The organism is Agromyces sp. MMS24-K17 (assembly GCF_043950245.1).
Taxonomy (GTDB): Bacteria; Actinomycetota; Actinomycetes; order Actinomycetales; family Microbacteriaceae; genus Agromyces.
Window position 1 is genome coordinate 651,204 of the sequence record NZ_CP171640.1, and the last position, 12,920, is coordinate 664,123.

Here is a 12,920-nt window from a genome sequence, read left to right on the forward strand (position 1 = left end):
GCTAAGCTATCTACTCACCAATGTTGCTACGAACCAGTGGAGGCATCATGGCGAGCCCCGACACCGAAGAGGTCGTCCTCCTCGACGCCGACGACCGCCCGATCGGCACCGCCCCGAAGGCGAGCGTCCACGGCGCCGACACCGCCCGGCACCTCGCGTTCTCCTGCCACGTGTTCGACGACCGCGGTCGCCTGCTCGTCACCCGGCGCGCACTCGTCAAGCAGGCCTGGCCCGGCGTGTGGTCGAACTCCTTCTGCGGCCATCCCGCCCCCGCCGAGGCCCTCGTCCACGCCATCCGGCGCCGCGGCGAGTTCGAGCTCGGGCTCGAGCTGCGGGACATCCGCCCGGTCCTCCCGTTCTTCCACTACCGCGCGACGGATGCCTCGGGCGTCGTCGAGAACGAGCTGTGCCCGGTGTACACCGCGGTGACCGACTCCGTCCCCGAGCCGCATCCCGGCGAGGTGATGGACCTGGCCTGGGTCGCGCCCGAGGAGCTGGCCGTGGCGGTCCGCAACGCGCCCTGGGCGTTCTCGCCCTGGTTCGTGCTGCAGGCGCAGCTGCTCCCCTTCCTCGGGGGCTCGCTCGAGCACGGGCTGGAGGCAGCCCCCATCGCATCGGCGATCGCATCATGACCGACACGCTCACCCGCGACGCGCCGCGCGGCGCCGCGCCCGCCGCCACCGCGCCCGACGCCACCCCGCCCCCGACCACGGCACCACCGGCGCTCGACGACTTCCTCGACGGCGTGCTCGCCGAGCGCGTCGAGCGTGCCGCCCGGCACGGCCACGAGTACCGGCGCCTCTGGGAGGCCGCCACCGAGGCGGTCGCCGGCGGCAAGCGCATCCGGCCCATGCTCGTGCTCGCGGCGCACCGGGCCTGGGGCGACCCGCGGCCCGACGACGCCGTGCGCGTCGCCGCCGCGTTCGAACTGCTCCACACCGCGTTCCTCATGCACGACGACGTCATCGACCACGACCTCGTGCGTCGCGGCCGGCCGAACGTCGCGGGGCGCTTCGCCCACGCGGCCGCCGCGCGCGGCCTCGACTCGGCCCGCGCGCACGACTACGGCGACGCCTCGGCGATCCTCGCCGGCGACCTGCTCATCAGCGCCGCGCACGGCCTGGTCGCAGGCGTCGACGCGCCGGCGCCGACGAGGCTCGCGCTCCTCGACCTCGTCGACGAGTGCGTGTTCACCACGGCCGCCGGCGAGCACGACGACGTCCGTTTCGCCGCCGGCGTGCGCCCGGGGCGCGACGAGATCCTCGCCATGATCGAGGCCAAGACCGCGGCGTACTCGTTCAGCGCGCCGCTGCGCGCCGGGGCCCTCCTCGCCGAGGCGGGGCCCGGGGCATCCGATCGCCTCGACCGCATCGGGCGGAGCCTCGGCATCGCCTTCCAACTGCGCGACGACGTGCTCGGCGTGTTCGGCGACGAGCGCACGACCGGCAAGAGCACCCTGGGCGACCTCCGCGAGGGCAAGGAGACGCTGCTCGTGGCATCCGCCCGCGGCCACGCCGACTGGGAGGCCGTCGCCGGCCGCTTCGGCGACCCGCGGCTCGACGAGGCCGGCGCCGCCGCGCTGCGCGACGCGCTCGTCGCGAGCGGTGCGCTCGCGCAGGTCGAGGCGCTGATCGACCGGCACGCGGCCTTCGCGCGCGTCGGCATCGACCACCCCGAGCTGCCCGCGGCCCTCCGCGACGACCTGCGGGCGCTCGTGGCCGCCAGCACGGAGCGGCGGCGATGACCGCCACCGGCCTCGCGCTGTACGACCGCACCGCCCGGCGCGGATCGGCGGGCGTGATCACCGCCTACTCCACGTCGTTCGGGCTCGCCAGCCGGCTGTGCTCGAAGCCCGTGCGCGAGCACGTCGCCGACATCTACGCGCTCGTGCGCATCGCCGACGAGGTCGTCGACGGGCCCGCCGCCGAGGCCGGGCTGTGCGTCGAGGACGTGCGCGCCGTGCTGGACGCGCTCGAGGCCGAGACCGAGCGCGCCATGGCGACCGGGTACAGCCCGAACCTCGTCGTGCACGCGTTCGCCGGCACGGCCCGGGCGACGGGGTTCGGCCCCGAGCTCACCCGGCCGTTCTTCGCGTCGATGCGCCGCGACCTCGAGCCGGTCGCGTTCGCCGATCGCGCCGAGCTCGACGAGTACGTGTACGGCTCGGCCGAGGTCGTGGGGCTCATGTGCCTGCGCGCGTTCACCCTCGGGCTCGAGGCCGACGCCGAGCGCGACGCCCGCTGGGAGGACGGCGCCCGGCACCTCGGCGCCGCGTTCCAGAAGGTGAACTTCCTGCGCGACCTCGCCGACGACGTCGAAGGCCTCGGGCGCCGGTACTTCCCCGGCATCGATCCCGGCCGGCTCGACGAGGCCGCGAAGGCGCGCCTGCTCGACGACATCGACCACGACCTGGCGATCGCCGGCGCGGTCATCCCGGAGCTGCCGGTCGGCAGCCGCCGCGCGGTGGCCGCCGCGCACGCCCTGTTCTGGGCGCTGTCGGCCAGGCTCCGGCGCACCCCGGCGAGCGCGCTGCTCACCACGAGGGTGAGCGTGCCCACGGGCCGCAAGCTGGTGCTGCTGGCGCGCGCCTCCACCGGTCGCGTGCGCGGATCGAGGGCGGTGCTCGCATGAGCCGGGCGATCGTCGTCGGCGGCGGGATCGCGGGCCTCGCCACCGCCGCCCTGCTCGCCCGCGACGGCCATCGCGTCACGCTGCTCGAGCAGCGCGAGGCGCTCGGAGGCCGGGCGGGCACGTGGGAGGCCGAGGGCTTCCGCTTCGACACCGGACCCTCGTGGTACCTGATGCCCGAGGTGTTCGAGCACTTCTTCCGGTTGATGGGCACGTCGGCGGCCGACGAGCTCGACCTCGTCGGCCTCGACCCCGGGTACCGGGTGTTCTTCGAGGGCCGCCCCGGCTCCCTCGACGTCCCGGCGGGCCGGCAGCGGGCCGCCGCGCTCTTCGAGTCGATCGAGCCGGGGGCGGGAGCCCGCCTCGAGGCGTACCTCGACTCCGCCGACGAGACGGCGCGGCTCGCGCTCGATCACTTCCTCTACTCCGACTTCTCGTCGCCCCGCGACCTGCTCACGCGCGACGTGCTGCGCCGGTCGGGCCGGCTCGGCACCCTGCTGCTGCAATCCCTCGAGCGGTTCATCGGCCGCCGGTTCGCCGACCCGCGGCTCCGCCAGGTGCTCGGCTACCCGGCGGTGTTCCTCGGCACCTCGCCGGGCGCCGCGCCGAGCATGTACCACCTGATGAGCCGGTACGACCTCGAGCTCGGGGTCGACTATCCGATGGGCGGCTTCGGCGAGGTGATCGGCGCCGTCGAGCGGCTCGCGGTGCGCGCGGGCGTGCGGCTGCGCACCGGCGTGCGAGTCGATCGCATCGTCATCGACGCCGGGCGCGTGACGGGGGTCGACGCGACGGATGCCTCGGGCCGCGCCCTGCACCTGCCCGCCGACCTCGTGGTCTCCGCGGGCGACGGGCACCACGCCGACACCGTGCTGCTGCCGCCGGAGGGCCGCACCCGCAGCGACGCCGCCTGGGCGCGCACCGACCCCGGCCCGAGCGCCGTGCTCGCCCTGCTCGGCGTGCGCGGCCGTCTGCCCGAGCTCCGCCACCACAACCTCCTCTTCACCGAGGACTGGGACGAGAACTTCCGCCTGGTGCTGGGCCCCGGGCGGGGCGTGCCCGACCCTGCGTCGCTGTACGCCTGCATGCCGAGCGCGACCGACCCCTCCGTCGCGCCCGACGGGCACGAGAACCTCTTCGTGCTCGTGCCGGTGCCCGCCGATCCCGGCCTCGGTGCCGGCGGGATCGGCGGCACCGGCGACCCCGAGGTCGAACGCATCGCCGACCGCGCCATCGCCCAGATCGCCGGGTGGGCGGGCGTGCCCGACCTCGCCGACCGCGTCGTCGTGCGTCGCACCATCGGCCCGGCCGACTTCGAGTCGTGGTTCCACTCGTACCGCGGCTCGGCGTTGGGCCCTGCGCACGTGCTGCGGCAGAGCGCGTTCCTCCGCGGTCGCACGACCTCGCGAGACATCGAGGGGCTCTACTTCGCGGGCGCGACGACCGTGCCCGGCATCGGCCTGCCGATGTGCCTGATCAGCGCGGAGCTGGTCGCGAAGGCCGTGCGAGGTGATCGCCGCTCCGGCCCGCTCCCCGAGCCGGCCGCGCACGCGGAGGCGACGGCATGAGCCTCGTCTACCTCGCGCTGCTGGTCGGATCGGCCGGATGCCTCGCGCTGGTCGACCACCGCTTCCGGTTGTTCCTCTGGCGGGCGCCGAAGCGCGCGGCCGTCGTGCTCGCGATCGGCGTCGCGTTCTTCCTCGTCTGGGACCTGGTCGGCATCGCGTTCGGCGTCTTCGTACGCGGCGACAACGCGATCTCGACGGGCCTGCTCCTCGCGCCGCACCTGCCGGTCGAGGAGCTCGTCTTCCTGCTGTTCCTGTCGTACGTGACGATGGTGCTCTACACGGGCGCGCTGCGGCTCGCGGAGCGGAGGCGGGCATGACGTACCTGGTGCTCTGCCTGCCGTTCCTCGTGGCCTCCGTGGTCGTCGCGGCGATCGCCTGGCGGCGCGCGCCCCGGGGCCACGCGGTCGCCCTCGCCGTCGCGGGGGGCGCGCTCGTCGTGCTCACCGTCGTGTTCGACACGCTCATGATCGCGGCCGGGCTGTTCGAGTACGGCGCCGCGCAGATCTCGGGGCTGCGGCTCGGGCTGGCACCCGTCGAGGACCTGGCGTACCCGATCGCCGGGCTGCTGCTGCTCAGCGCCGTATGGAACCTGCTCGCGCCCCGCGACGCACCCACCGACGCGCCCGAGGCATCCGCCGCCATACCCGAGGAGGTGACCGACCGTGGCATCCGACACCGTCCGCACTGAACCCGCCCGCCGCCACGGGCTGCTGCTCGACCTGTTCGCCGCGTCGCGCCCGCTGAGCTGGATCAACACCGCGTTCCCGTTCGCGGCCGCCTACCTGCTGACCACCCGCGACATTGACGCGGCGCTCGTGATCGGCACGATCTTCTTCCTCATCCCGTACAACCTCGCGATGTACGGCATCAACGACGTCTTCGACTACGCCTCCGACGCGCGGAACCCGCGCAAGGGCGGCGTCGAGGGCGCCCTGCTGCCCCCGGGCCGGCACCGGGCGGTGCTGCTCGCCGCGGTCGGGCTGTGCGTGCCCTTCGTCGTGGCGCTGGTGCTGCTCGGCGGGCCGGCCTCCTGGCTCGTGCTCGCGATCAGCCTCTTCGCCGTGGCCGCGTACTCGGTGCCCGGCCTCAGGTTCAAGGAGGTGCCGTTCCTCGACTCGCTCACCTCGAGCGTGCACTTCACGAGCCCGGCGGTGTACGGGCTGGTGCTCGCCGGTGCGACGTTCACGCCGGAACTCCTGGCCCTGCTCGCCGCGTTCCTGCTGTGGGGCGTGGCGAGCCACGCGTTCGGCGCGGTGCAGGACGTCGTGCCCGATCGCGAGGGCGGCATCGCGTCGATCGCGACCGTGCTCGGCGCCCGGTGGACGGTGCGGTTCGCCATCCTGGCCTGGCTGGCGGCGGGCGTGCTCATGCTGTTCACGGCGGTGCCGGGCCCACTCGCGTCGGTGCTCGTGCTGCCGTACGTCGTCACCGCGTGGCCGTACCGGAACGTCTCCGACGCCGACTCCGGCGAGGCGAACGCGGGCTGGCGGCGGTTCCTCGGCATCAACTACGCCGTCGGGTTCGTCGTCACGATGCTGCTGATCGGGTACGCGCTCCGCTCCGGTGGGTGAGCCGGTCGAAGCCGAGGTCTCGACGGGCTCAACCGCCGTTGCCGAGCAGCAGCGCCGTGGAGTGCGCGAGGTGCTCGCGCATCGCGTCGGCGCCGCGCGCCTGCACGTCGTCGAGCAGCGCCCGGTGCTCCGCGGCGAGGTCCCCGAGCGCGTAGTGCGGGCGCACGTGCAGCAGGAACAGCAGCAGCTCGCTGCCGAGGGCGGCGTGCGCCTCGACCAGGCGCGGGCTGCCGGATGCCTCGACCAGCGCGTGGTGGAAGTCGGCGTGGGCGCGCTCGGCCTGGAGCCAGTCGCCGTCGTCGGAGGCTTCCCCGCCCTCCGCCAGTCCGGCGAGCCGGTCGAGCGCCTCGCGCGCCGGCGCGAGGGCCGCCTCGGGCCACGACGGACCGTACGCCTCGGCCGCGATGCGCACCGCCTCGCACTCGAGCGCGGCGCGGTACTGCTGGAGCGCCCGCACCTCCTCGGGCCCGAAGCTCACGACCCGCACGCCCCGGAACGGCTCGGCCACCGCGAGCCGCTCGACGGCGAGGCGCTGGAACGCCGCCCGCACCGTGTGCCGCGACGCCCCGAACCGGGCGGCGACGGCCTCCTCGCGCAGCGGCGTGCCCGGTGCGAGCACCCCGCTCAGGATGTCGGCGCGCAGCGCCGCCGCGATGCGGACGACGACCGTCGGGCCGAGCTCCGCAGCGTCGGGAACGGTCGTGGCGGCCACGGGGCGGCGACGGTCAGGACTTCGTCGCGTTGCGCACGACGAGCCAGATGACGCCGCCGGCGGCCGCGACGAGCCCGACGGCTGCGGCGGCCGCGGCCACCGGCTGCTCGTCGGCGAACTTCCGCACCCGCTTCACCGCTCGCTGCTTGGCGCGGTCGATCCGCTTCGGGAAGTTGAGCCGGTCCTCCAGGGCGTTCAGGGTGCCCACGAAGTCGCCACGGGCCGCCTCGACGTTCAGGCGCGCCTGGAGCCGGGTGAGGTTGCGCTCGCGGACCGCGATCGCCTTCTTCGATTCGTTCGGCGCTCCGGGCGCTCGCTCAACGGCGGTCATACTCACCCGTCCCCTTCACGGCGTCGAGGTCGCGCTTCAGGCTCTCGATCGATTCGAGCGGCTCGGAACCGCGGCGGAAGGACACCATCGCGATCGCGACGAGCACCGCGATGATGAGCACCAGGATGCCGCAGACCGTGAGGGCCGCGGCCCAGAGCGGCATCACGAGCGACAGCGCGATGATGAGCGTCGCGATGATCGTCCCGAGGAGGAAGATGGCGACGAACGCGGCGGCCGCGATGAGGGCGGCGCCGATGCCGAAGTGCTTGGCCTTGTAGCCGAGCTCGGCCTTGATCTGGTCGATCTCGGCGCGGATGAGCGTCGAGATGCGGTCGGGGAGCTCGCCGATCAGGGTGAAGAGCGAGCGTTCGTCCTCACGGGGTGCGGACATGCGATCAGCCCTCCCGTCAGGAACCCGACGACGCGGGCTTCGCCGTGCGCCTCGGGGCGGACGTGGGCTTGGCCGCACTCGCCGGCGCGGACGCGGACGCCTCGGCCTTCGCGGCCTCGGCCTGGGCCACGGCGGCGTTCGCAGCCTCGGCGGCGCCGTCGATCAGGTCGTCGGCGGCGTCGGCGGCGCGGTCGACCGCGCTCTTCGTCGCATCCGCGGCCTTGCGCACCCCGGCCTTCGCGTCACCGGTCGACTTCGTCGCGTTCGAGATGAGGTCCTTGACGTTGTCGAGCACGGTTCCCGACAGGTCGCCGACCTTCGCCATCGCGAAGTCGCGTGCGCTGTCGACGCCGCGCTGCACGGTCGGCTGGTTCCAGATGCCCTCGGCCGCCCGCTTGATCTGCTCGTACCGTTCGCGGCCCGCGCGGGTGCCGAGCACGTACCCGACCCCGAGTCCGACGACGAAGAGGATTCTGCCCCTCATGACCACCCCAATCCGGCCACCCGGCGATGGCGGCGTCACTCCAGCGTAGACCCGGGGACGCGCTCCGCAAGGGGGTTGCGCGGGAGATATTCCGCTCCGGCTATGCGTCCCCGGCAGGCGGACGGGCGACGCCGTCCTGCACCGCCGCGCGGCGGATCCGGCCTGCGACCTCCCTGGCGTGGGGCACGACGGACGCGAGCCCGGTGCCCGCGACCCAGGAGCCGGTCGCCTCGATGCCGGGCTCTCCCGCCAGCGTCTCCTCGAGCGCGCGGACCCGGTCGCGCTGGCCGATCGTCGCCTGCGACAGGGCGTCGCGCCAGGCGCTGCGGCCCGAGGCGCGCAGCATCGACGCCTGGAGCGGCGTCCCGAGCAGGGCGGATGCATCCGCCAGCGCGAGTGCCGCGACCTCCTCGTCGGATCGGCCGTCGAGCGGGTTCGCCGACCCGGCCCGGCCGTAGGAGAGGCGCACGACGTGCCGGCCGCCCGCCAGCTCGGCGAGCCACCCCCACTTCGCCGACGAGTGCGTCAGCGCCTTCGCGGCCACGCCGGGGGTGCCGGCGGCCACGAGCACGCCGGTGCCGCGCGGCGCCGCGTCGAGCGCGGGCGCGTCGAGCACGAGGGTCACCAGCTCGACCGAGGCCGCCGCCGGCCAGTCCGAGGCATCCGCCCAGCCCTCGACCGCCTCGCCGAGCAGGCGACGGGAGGTGTGCGCTGGCGCGGCGAGGATCGCGTAGCGGGCGTCGACGACGAGGTCGCGCTCGTGGCCGAGGGCGCGCACGCGCCAGCCCGGCTCGGGGCTCGTCTTCGCGAGGTCGACGACCTCCGACTCGAGCACGACCTGCACGCCGAACCGGTCGAGCTCGGCGGCGAGCGCGTCGACGAGGCGATGCATCCCGCCGCGCAGCCCGAGCACGGCACCGCCGGCCTTCCGCGTCTCGATGAGCTGGCCGACGCCGCCCGACAGCGACCCGGTGCGGGTCATCGCCTCGTTGAGGCCGGGCGCGACGACGTCGAGGTCGAGGTCCATCGCGTCGGCCGAGTACACGCCGGAGGAGATCGGGGCGACGAGCCGGTCGAGCACCAGGCTGCCCATGCGCGACTTCACGAGGGCGCCGAGGCTGTGCGCGCGGCCGATCTTCAGGATCGGCTGGAGCCGGTCGAGGTACGCGCGACTCGCGCCCGACCACCCGATGATCGCCCGCACGTCCTCGCCGAGGGGGTTCGCCGGGATCCCGAGGATGCCGGTGCGCGGCAGGGGCGCCGCGGCGAGCGCCGGGCGCTCGGCCCGTCCGTCGTTCCAGACCAGCCAGGCGCCGGCGGGGTTGGGGCGCTCGACGTGGTCGGTGAGGCCGAGCTCGTCCACGAGCTCGGCGACGGACTCGTTGCGGGTCGCGAACGACTCGGCGCCCGAGTCGAGCGAGAGGCCGTCGAGCTCGATGCGCCCGACGCAGCCGCCGAGTGCGGCGCCCCGCTCGACCACCGTGACCGACAGCCCGATCCGGGCGCATTCGAGGGCCGCGACGAGGCCGGCGACGCCGCCGCCGACCACCACGACGTCGGTGCGACGGCGTTCGGGCTCGGCACCGACCGGGAGGCCCGGCTCGGCCGGCTCGAGCGGCTCCGCCGCCGCGGCGCCGGTCACGCGCCGGCCTCGTGCACGAGCTCGACCACGCGGGTCAGCACGGCCGGGTCGGTCTCGGGCGGTACGCCGTGGCCGAGGTTGAAGACGTGGCCGGGCGCGGCCGTGCCACGACGCAGCACGTCGCGCACCGCGTCCTCGAGCACGGGCGCCGGCGCCGCGAGCAGGGCCGGGTCGAGGTTGCCCTGCAGCGGCACGCCCGCACCCACCCGCTCGGCCGCGACGTCGAGCGGCACCCGGTAATCGACGCCGACCGCGTCGACGCCGACGCCGCGCATCGCGCCGAGCAGCTCGCCGGTGCCGACGCCGAAGTGCACGACGGGCACGGCGAGGGTCGCGGGCTCGCCCGAGGCATCCGCGTCGCCGGTCGCGTACGCGAGGTCGTGCACGTGCGACAGCGCCCGCGCCGAGGCCGGGGCGACGTGCCGCTCGTAGTCGCCGAGGGAGAGCGCGCCCGCCCACGAGTCGAACAGCTGCGCGGCCGACGCGCCGGCGAGCACCTGGGCGCGCAGGAAGCGGCCCGAGAGGTCGGCGGTCCAGTCCATGAGGGCACGCCACGCGCCCGGGTCGGCGTGCATCAGGGTGCGCGCGGCGAGGTGGTCCTTCGACGGTCCGCCCTCGGCGAGGTAGGCGGCGAGGGTGAAGGGCGCGCCCGCGAAGCCGATGAGCGGCGTCGCACCGCCCGAGCCGTCGGACGCGCCGGAGGCCGTCGCCGGTTCGATGCCGTCGAGTTCGGCGACCGTGCGGGCGACCGCCTCGCGGATCGGCTCGGCGCGCTCGTCGAGGCTTGCCGGGTCGATGGCGGTGAGCTCCGCGATGGCCGCGGCGTCGGCGTACCGGCGGCCGAAGACCGGGCCGCGGCCGGGCTGGATCTCGACGTCGACGCCGACCAGCTTCAGCGGGACGACGATGTCACTGAAGAAGATGCCCGCGTCGACGCGGTGCCGGCGCACCGGCTGCAGCGTGATCTCGGCGGCCATCGCCGGGTCGAGGCACGCGTCGAGCATGCGGGTGCCGACGCGGAGCTCGCGGTACTCGGGCAGCGAGCGGCCGGCCTGGCGCATGAACCAGACGGGCGTCGTGTCGGAGCGCTCCCCCCGATAGGCCCGGACGAGGCGGGACTCGGTGGTGCGGCCGGCGGCGAGCGGATGCTGCGGGGGAAGGATCACCCGCACATTGTCGCGTACCGCGCTGGGCGCGAGGCGTGGGAATCGAACGGATGTCCCCCTTTCGGCGGACACCGCCGCGCCGCTACAGTCGGAACGGTCGTGTTCCCCCGCACGACGACGCGCCCGGCCCACAGCATCGGGCGCGCCTCCGCGTCCCCGGAGACCACCGTGCCCCTTCCCTCCCGCAAGCGCCATGCCGCGCTGATCACCTGCATCGCCGCGGTCGCCGCGCTCGTGATCGCCGCCCTCGTGGGCGGGAGCCCCTACGTCGAACGAGCGGTCGAGTCGCTGCCCGCCGTGCACTCGACCACCGTCGGGCTGGCGCTGCTCGGGGCATCCGTGCTCGCCCTCGCGCTCGTCGCCCTGCGCCGGCTCATCGCGACCGGCCGTGCCCGCACCCGGCGCCGCGTGCTCGAGGCGACCTTCGGCGGCGAGGCGCACCCGGTCATCCGCACGCGGCACCTGCGCGCCGGGCTCGCGGAGGTCTCCGACGGCCGGCTCCCCCGACTCGACCGGCGGCCGTCGATCCTCGTCGACGGCAGCGGGCTCTCGCTGTGGTCGGGGCGGGGCAGGCCCAAGCGCGTGGCGCAGTTCGCGTGGCGCGAGATCCGGAGCATCCGATGCGACCGCATCCTCGTCGGCACCCTGAGCGTGCCGGTCGCGGTCATCCGGGTGCGCCACGACGGCACGAGCGCCGAGGTGCCGGTGCTGCTCGCGGGCGCCCGCGCGACGCGCTACGCCCTGCCCGACGAGGAGTTCTACCCCGTCGTGCGCATGTGGAAGGCCCGCCACCGCGCCGCCCTCGCCGCCGAGGGCCTGGAGCTGCCGCCCCTCACGTCGCCGCTGCCCGTCATCACGCCCGAGATGCTCGCGGCCGCGGGGTACGTCGCGGCCTGACCCCCGGTCAGGGCGCACCCTGTCCTCCGGGCAATTCGACGGCGGATAGAATCGACGGGTGCTCATCTGCCTCACCGCGAGTCACAAGAACGCCGGGTTCGACCTGCTCGAGCGTCTTTCGGCGACCGCGGATGACGCCGGGCGCCGCATGCTCGCAGGGCACGACGCCGTCGCCGGCGCGGTCGTCGTCGCGACCTGCAACCGGTTCGAGGCGTACCTCGACCTGAGCGCACCCGAGGGGTCGTCGCCCGTTCCGGCGGTGCACGAGGCGATCCGCGCGGTCGGCGAGGTCGCCGGCCTCGAGCCCGATGAGCTGCGCACCACGTTCGGCTTCGCGCACGGCAACGCCGTCGCCACCCACCTCTTCTCCGTCGCCGCCGGCCTCGAGTCCGTCGTCGTCGGCGAGGGCGAGATCGCCGGCCAGGTGCGCCGGTCGCTCGAGCAGGCCCGCACCGACGGCACGACCACCCCCGAGCTCGAGCGCCTCTTCCAGCGCGCCTCGCAGACCTCGCGCAAGGTGAAGACCCGCACCGGCATCGGCCGCCAGGGCCGCTCGCTCGTGCGCCTCGCCCTCGACCTCGCCGAGAGCCGCATCACCGACTGGGCCCAGGTGCGGGTGCTGCTCGTCGGCACCGGCCAGTACGCGGGCGCCTCGCTGGCCGCCCTCCGCGAGCGCGGCGTGACGGATGTCTCGGTGCACTCGCCGTCCGGCCGGGCGGCGAAGTTCGCCCGCTCCCACGACCTGCCCGCCGTCGCGCACGAGGACTACGCGCGCACCGCGGCCGCCGCCGACCTCATCGTCACCTGCACGACCGTCGACGAGCACGTCGTCGACCGGGCGCTCCTCGCCGACGGCCGCGAGCGGCTCGCCCGCGAGGCGGAGCTGCCGACGATCGGCGCCGGCGCTTCCGTCGGTTCGGCCGCCTCCGGTTCCGCCGCCTCGGCGCTCGCGCCCGAGGTCGACCGCCGCCAGCTCGTCATCGACCTCGGACTCCCGCGCAACGTCGCGCCCGACGTGACCGAGCTCATCGGCGTGGAACTGCTCGACCTCGAGACCATCAAGATCCACGCGCCGATCGAGGAGCTCGCCTCCACCGAGGAGGCGCGTCGCATCGTCTCGCGCGCGGCCCGCAACTTCGGCGCCGTCGGCGAGGAGCTCGACCTCGCCCCGACGGTCGTCGCCCTCCGCTCGCACGTGTTCGACCTGCTCGACGGCGAGATCGAGCGTGCCCGCGCCCGCGGCGACGTCGACGGCAGGGTCGAGGAGGCGCTGCGGCACATGGCCGGCCGGCTCCTGCACACGCCGATGGTCCGCTCGCGGTCCTACGCCCGGGCCGGCGAGCAGCAGGCGTTCATCGAGGCCGTCGAGGCGCTGTTCGGCGTGACCGCGGCACCCGCCGACGGGGCGACCGGCACCTCCGACGCCGCCTTCCAGGCCGACCTCGACGCCCACCGGCCCGACGCCGAGCCGGGCGATCAGCGCAGCGCCTCGGCCTCCTGACCTCGACGGACTCGCAGCGACGACCGGGT

The 12,920-nt window shown here is 74.9% G+C and carries 15 protein-coding genes; 9 read left to right on the forward strand and 6 right to left on the reverse strand.

All coding sequences use genetic code 11. The features are described 5' to 3' along the window. Nucleotides 1–47 precede the first annotated feature (47 nt). The 7 genes from idi to ACGGZK_RS02880 are packed head-to-tail and all read left to right on the forward strand — an operon-like array spanning nt 48 to nt 5,767. Nucleotides 48–632, forward strand: coding sequence for an isopentenyl-diphosphate Delta-isomerase (gene idi / locus ACGGZK_RS02850; RefSeq protein WP_395244754.1), 585 nt, complete (start codon nt 48–50; stop codon nt 630–632). Next, nucleotides 629–1,744, forward strand: a complete 1,116-nt coding sequence (locus ACGGZK_RS02855) for a polyprenyl synthetase family protein (RefSeq protein WP_395244755.1) — start codon at nt 629–631, stop codon at nt 1,742–1,744. Before idi ends, ACGGZK_RS02855 begins: the two co-directional genes overlap by 4 nt. Beyond that, nucleotides 1,741–2,631, forward strand: a complete 891-nt coding sequence (locus ACGGZK_RS02860; protein ID WP_395244756.1) for a phytoene/squalene synthase family protein — start codon at nt 1,741–1,743, stop codon at nt 2,629–2,631. The genes ACGGZK_RS02855 and ACGGZK_RS02860 overlap by 4 nt, the downstream gene beginning before the upstream one ends. Beyond that, nucleotides 2,628–4,196, forward strand: coding sequence for a phytoene desaturase family protein (gene crtI / locus ACGGZK_RS02865; RefSeq protein ID WP_395244757.1), 1,569 nt, complete (start codon nt 2,628–2,630; stop codon nt 4,194–4,196). The genes ACGGZK_RS02860 and crtI overlap by 4 nt, the downstream gene beginning before the upstream one ends. Beyond that, the gene (locus ACGGZK_RS02870; protein WP_395244758.1) at nt 4,193–4,513 is read left to right on the forward strand and encodes a lycopene cyclase domain-containing protein; all 321 of its coding nucleotides are present in this window, start codon (nt 4,193–4,195) and stop codon (nt 4,511–4,513) included. Before crtI ends, ACGGZK_RS02870 begins: the two co-directional genes overlap by 4 nt. Then, nucleotides 4,510–4,884: a lycopene cyclase domain-containing protein gene (locus ACGGZK_RS02875; RefSeq protein ID WP_395244759.1), complete on the forward strand. Its 375-nt coding sequence runs from the start codon at nt 4,510–4,512 to the stop codon at nt 4,882–4,884. Before ACGGZK_RS02870 ends, ACGGZK_RS02875 begins: the two co-directional genes overlap by 4 nt. Then, the gene (locus ACGGZK_RS02880; protein WP_395244760.1) at nt 4,859–5,767 is read left to right on the forward strand and encodes a prenyltransferase; all 909 of its coding nucleotides are present in this window, start codon (nt 4,859–4,861) and stop codon (nt 5,765–5,767) included. The genes ACGGZK_RS02875 and ACGGZK_RS02880 overlap by 26 nt, the downstream gene beginning before the upstream one ends. Before the next feature lie 28 nt (nt 5,768–5,795). Here ACGGZK_RS02880 and ACGGZK_RS02885 read toward each other — a convergent pair whose 3' ends face one another. From ACGGZK_RS02885 to hemE, 6 genes are all read right to left on the reverse strand, one after another. Beyond that, entirely contained in the window at nt 5,796–6,479 is a 684-nt protein-coding gene (locus ACGGZK_RS02885) for a GntR family transcriptional regulator (protein ID WP_395244761.1), read from the reverse strand. 13 nt (nt 6,480–6,492) lie between these two features. Then, on the reverse strand, nt 6,493–6,810 hold the full coding sequence (locus ACGGZK_RS02890) for a hypothetical protein (protein WP_395244762.1): 318 nt from the start codon (nt 6,808–6,810) through the stop codon (nt 6,493–6,495). Beyond that, the gene (locus ACGGZK_RS02895; RefSeq protein WP_395244763.1) at nt 6,797–7,201 is read right to left on the reverse strand and encodes a phage holin family protein; all 405 of its coding nucleotides are present in this window, start codon (nt 7,199–7,201) and stop codon (nt 6,797–6,799) included. Before ACGGZK_RS02895 ends, ACGGZK_RS02890 begins: the two co-directional genes overlap by 14 nt. 16 nt (nt 7,202–7,217) lie before the next feature. Further along, entirely contained in the window at nt 7,218–7,685 is a 468-nt protein-coding gene (locus tag ACGGZK_RS02900) for a hypothetical protein (protein ID WP_395244764.1), read from the reverse strand. Nucleotides 7,686–7,785: 100 nt separating this feature from the next. Continuing rightward, a complete protein-coding gene (gene hemG / locus ACGGZK_RS02905; protein ID WP_395244765.1) occupies nt 7,786–9,327 on the reverse strand; it encodes a protoporphyrinogen oxidase in 1,542 nt (513 codons plus the stop codon). After that, nucleotides 9,324–10,493: a uroporphyrinogen decarboxylase gene (hemE, locus tag ACGGZK_RS02910; RefSeq protein ID WP_395244766.1), complete on the reverse strand. Its 1,170-nt coding sequence runs from the start codon at nt 10,491–10,493 to the stop codon at nt 9,324–9,326. The genes hemG and hemE overlap by 4 nt, the downstream gene beginning before the upstream one ends. A 168-nt stretch (nt 10,494–10,661) precedes the next feature. Here hemE and ACGGZK_RS02915 point away from each other — a divergent pair, with 168 nt between their 5' ends. Together ACGGZK_RS02915 and ACGGZK_RS02920 are read left to right on the forward strand one after the other, a co-directional pair. Beyond that, nucleotides 10,662–11,390 carry a hypothetical protein gene (locus ACGGZK_RS02915; RefSeq protein WP_395244767.1) on the forward strand — a complete coding sequence of 243 codons (729 nt, stop codon included), beginning with the start codon at nt 10,662–10,664 and terminating at the stop codon, nt 11,388–11,390. 58 nt (nt 11,391–11,448) lie between these two features. Then, nucleotides 11,449–12,891, forward strand: a complete 1,443-nt coding sequence (locus ACGGZK_RS02920) for a glutamyl-tRNA reductase (RefSeq protein ID WP_395244768.1) — start codon at nt 11,449–11,451, stop codon at nt 12,889–12,891. The last annotated feature ends 29 nt before the right edge of the window (nt 12,892–12,920 follow it).

Excerpts from the sequence above, each read along its gene's own strand:
- ACGGZK_RS02860 (WP_395244756.1), top strand. The coding sequence starts at position 1,741 with ATGACCGCCACCGGCCTCGCGCTGTACGACCGCACCGCCCGGCGCGGA.
- ACGGZK_RS02900 (WP_395244764.1), bottom strand. The coding sequence starts at position 7,685 with ATGAGGGGCAGAATCCTCTTCGTCGTCGGACTCGGGGTCGGGTACGTG.
- idi (WP_395244754.1), top strand. The coding sequence starts at position 48 with ATGGCGAGCCCCGACACCGAAGAGGTCGTCCTCCTCGACGCCGACGAC.
- ACGGZK_RS02895 (WP_395244763.1), bottom strand. The coding sequence starts at position 7,201 with ATGTCCGCACCCCGTGAGGACGAACGCTCGCTCTTCACCCTGATCGGC.
- ACGGZK_RS02870 (WP_395244758.1), top strand. The coding sequence starts at position 4,193 with ATGAGCCTCGTCTACCTCGCGCTGCTGGTCGGATCGGCCGGATGCCTC.
- ACGGZK_RS02875 (WP_395244759.1), top strand. The coding sequence starts at position 4,510 with ATGACGTACCTGGTGCTCTGCCTGCCGTTCCTCGTGGCCTCCGTGGTC.
- ACGGZK_RS02855 (WP_395244755.1), top strand. The coding sequence starts at position 629 with ATGACCGACACGCTCACCCGCGACGCGCCGCGCGGCGCCGCGCCCGCC.
- ACGGZK_RS02890 (WP_395244762.1), bottom strand. The coding sequence starts at position 6,810 with ATGACCGCCGTTGAGCGAGCGCCCGGAGCGCCGAACGAATCGAAGAAG.
- crtI (WP_395244757.1), top strand. The coding sequence starts at position 2,628 with ATGAGCCGGGCGATCGTCGTCGGCGGCGGGATCGCGGGCCTCGCCACC.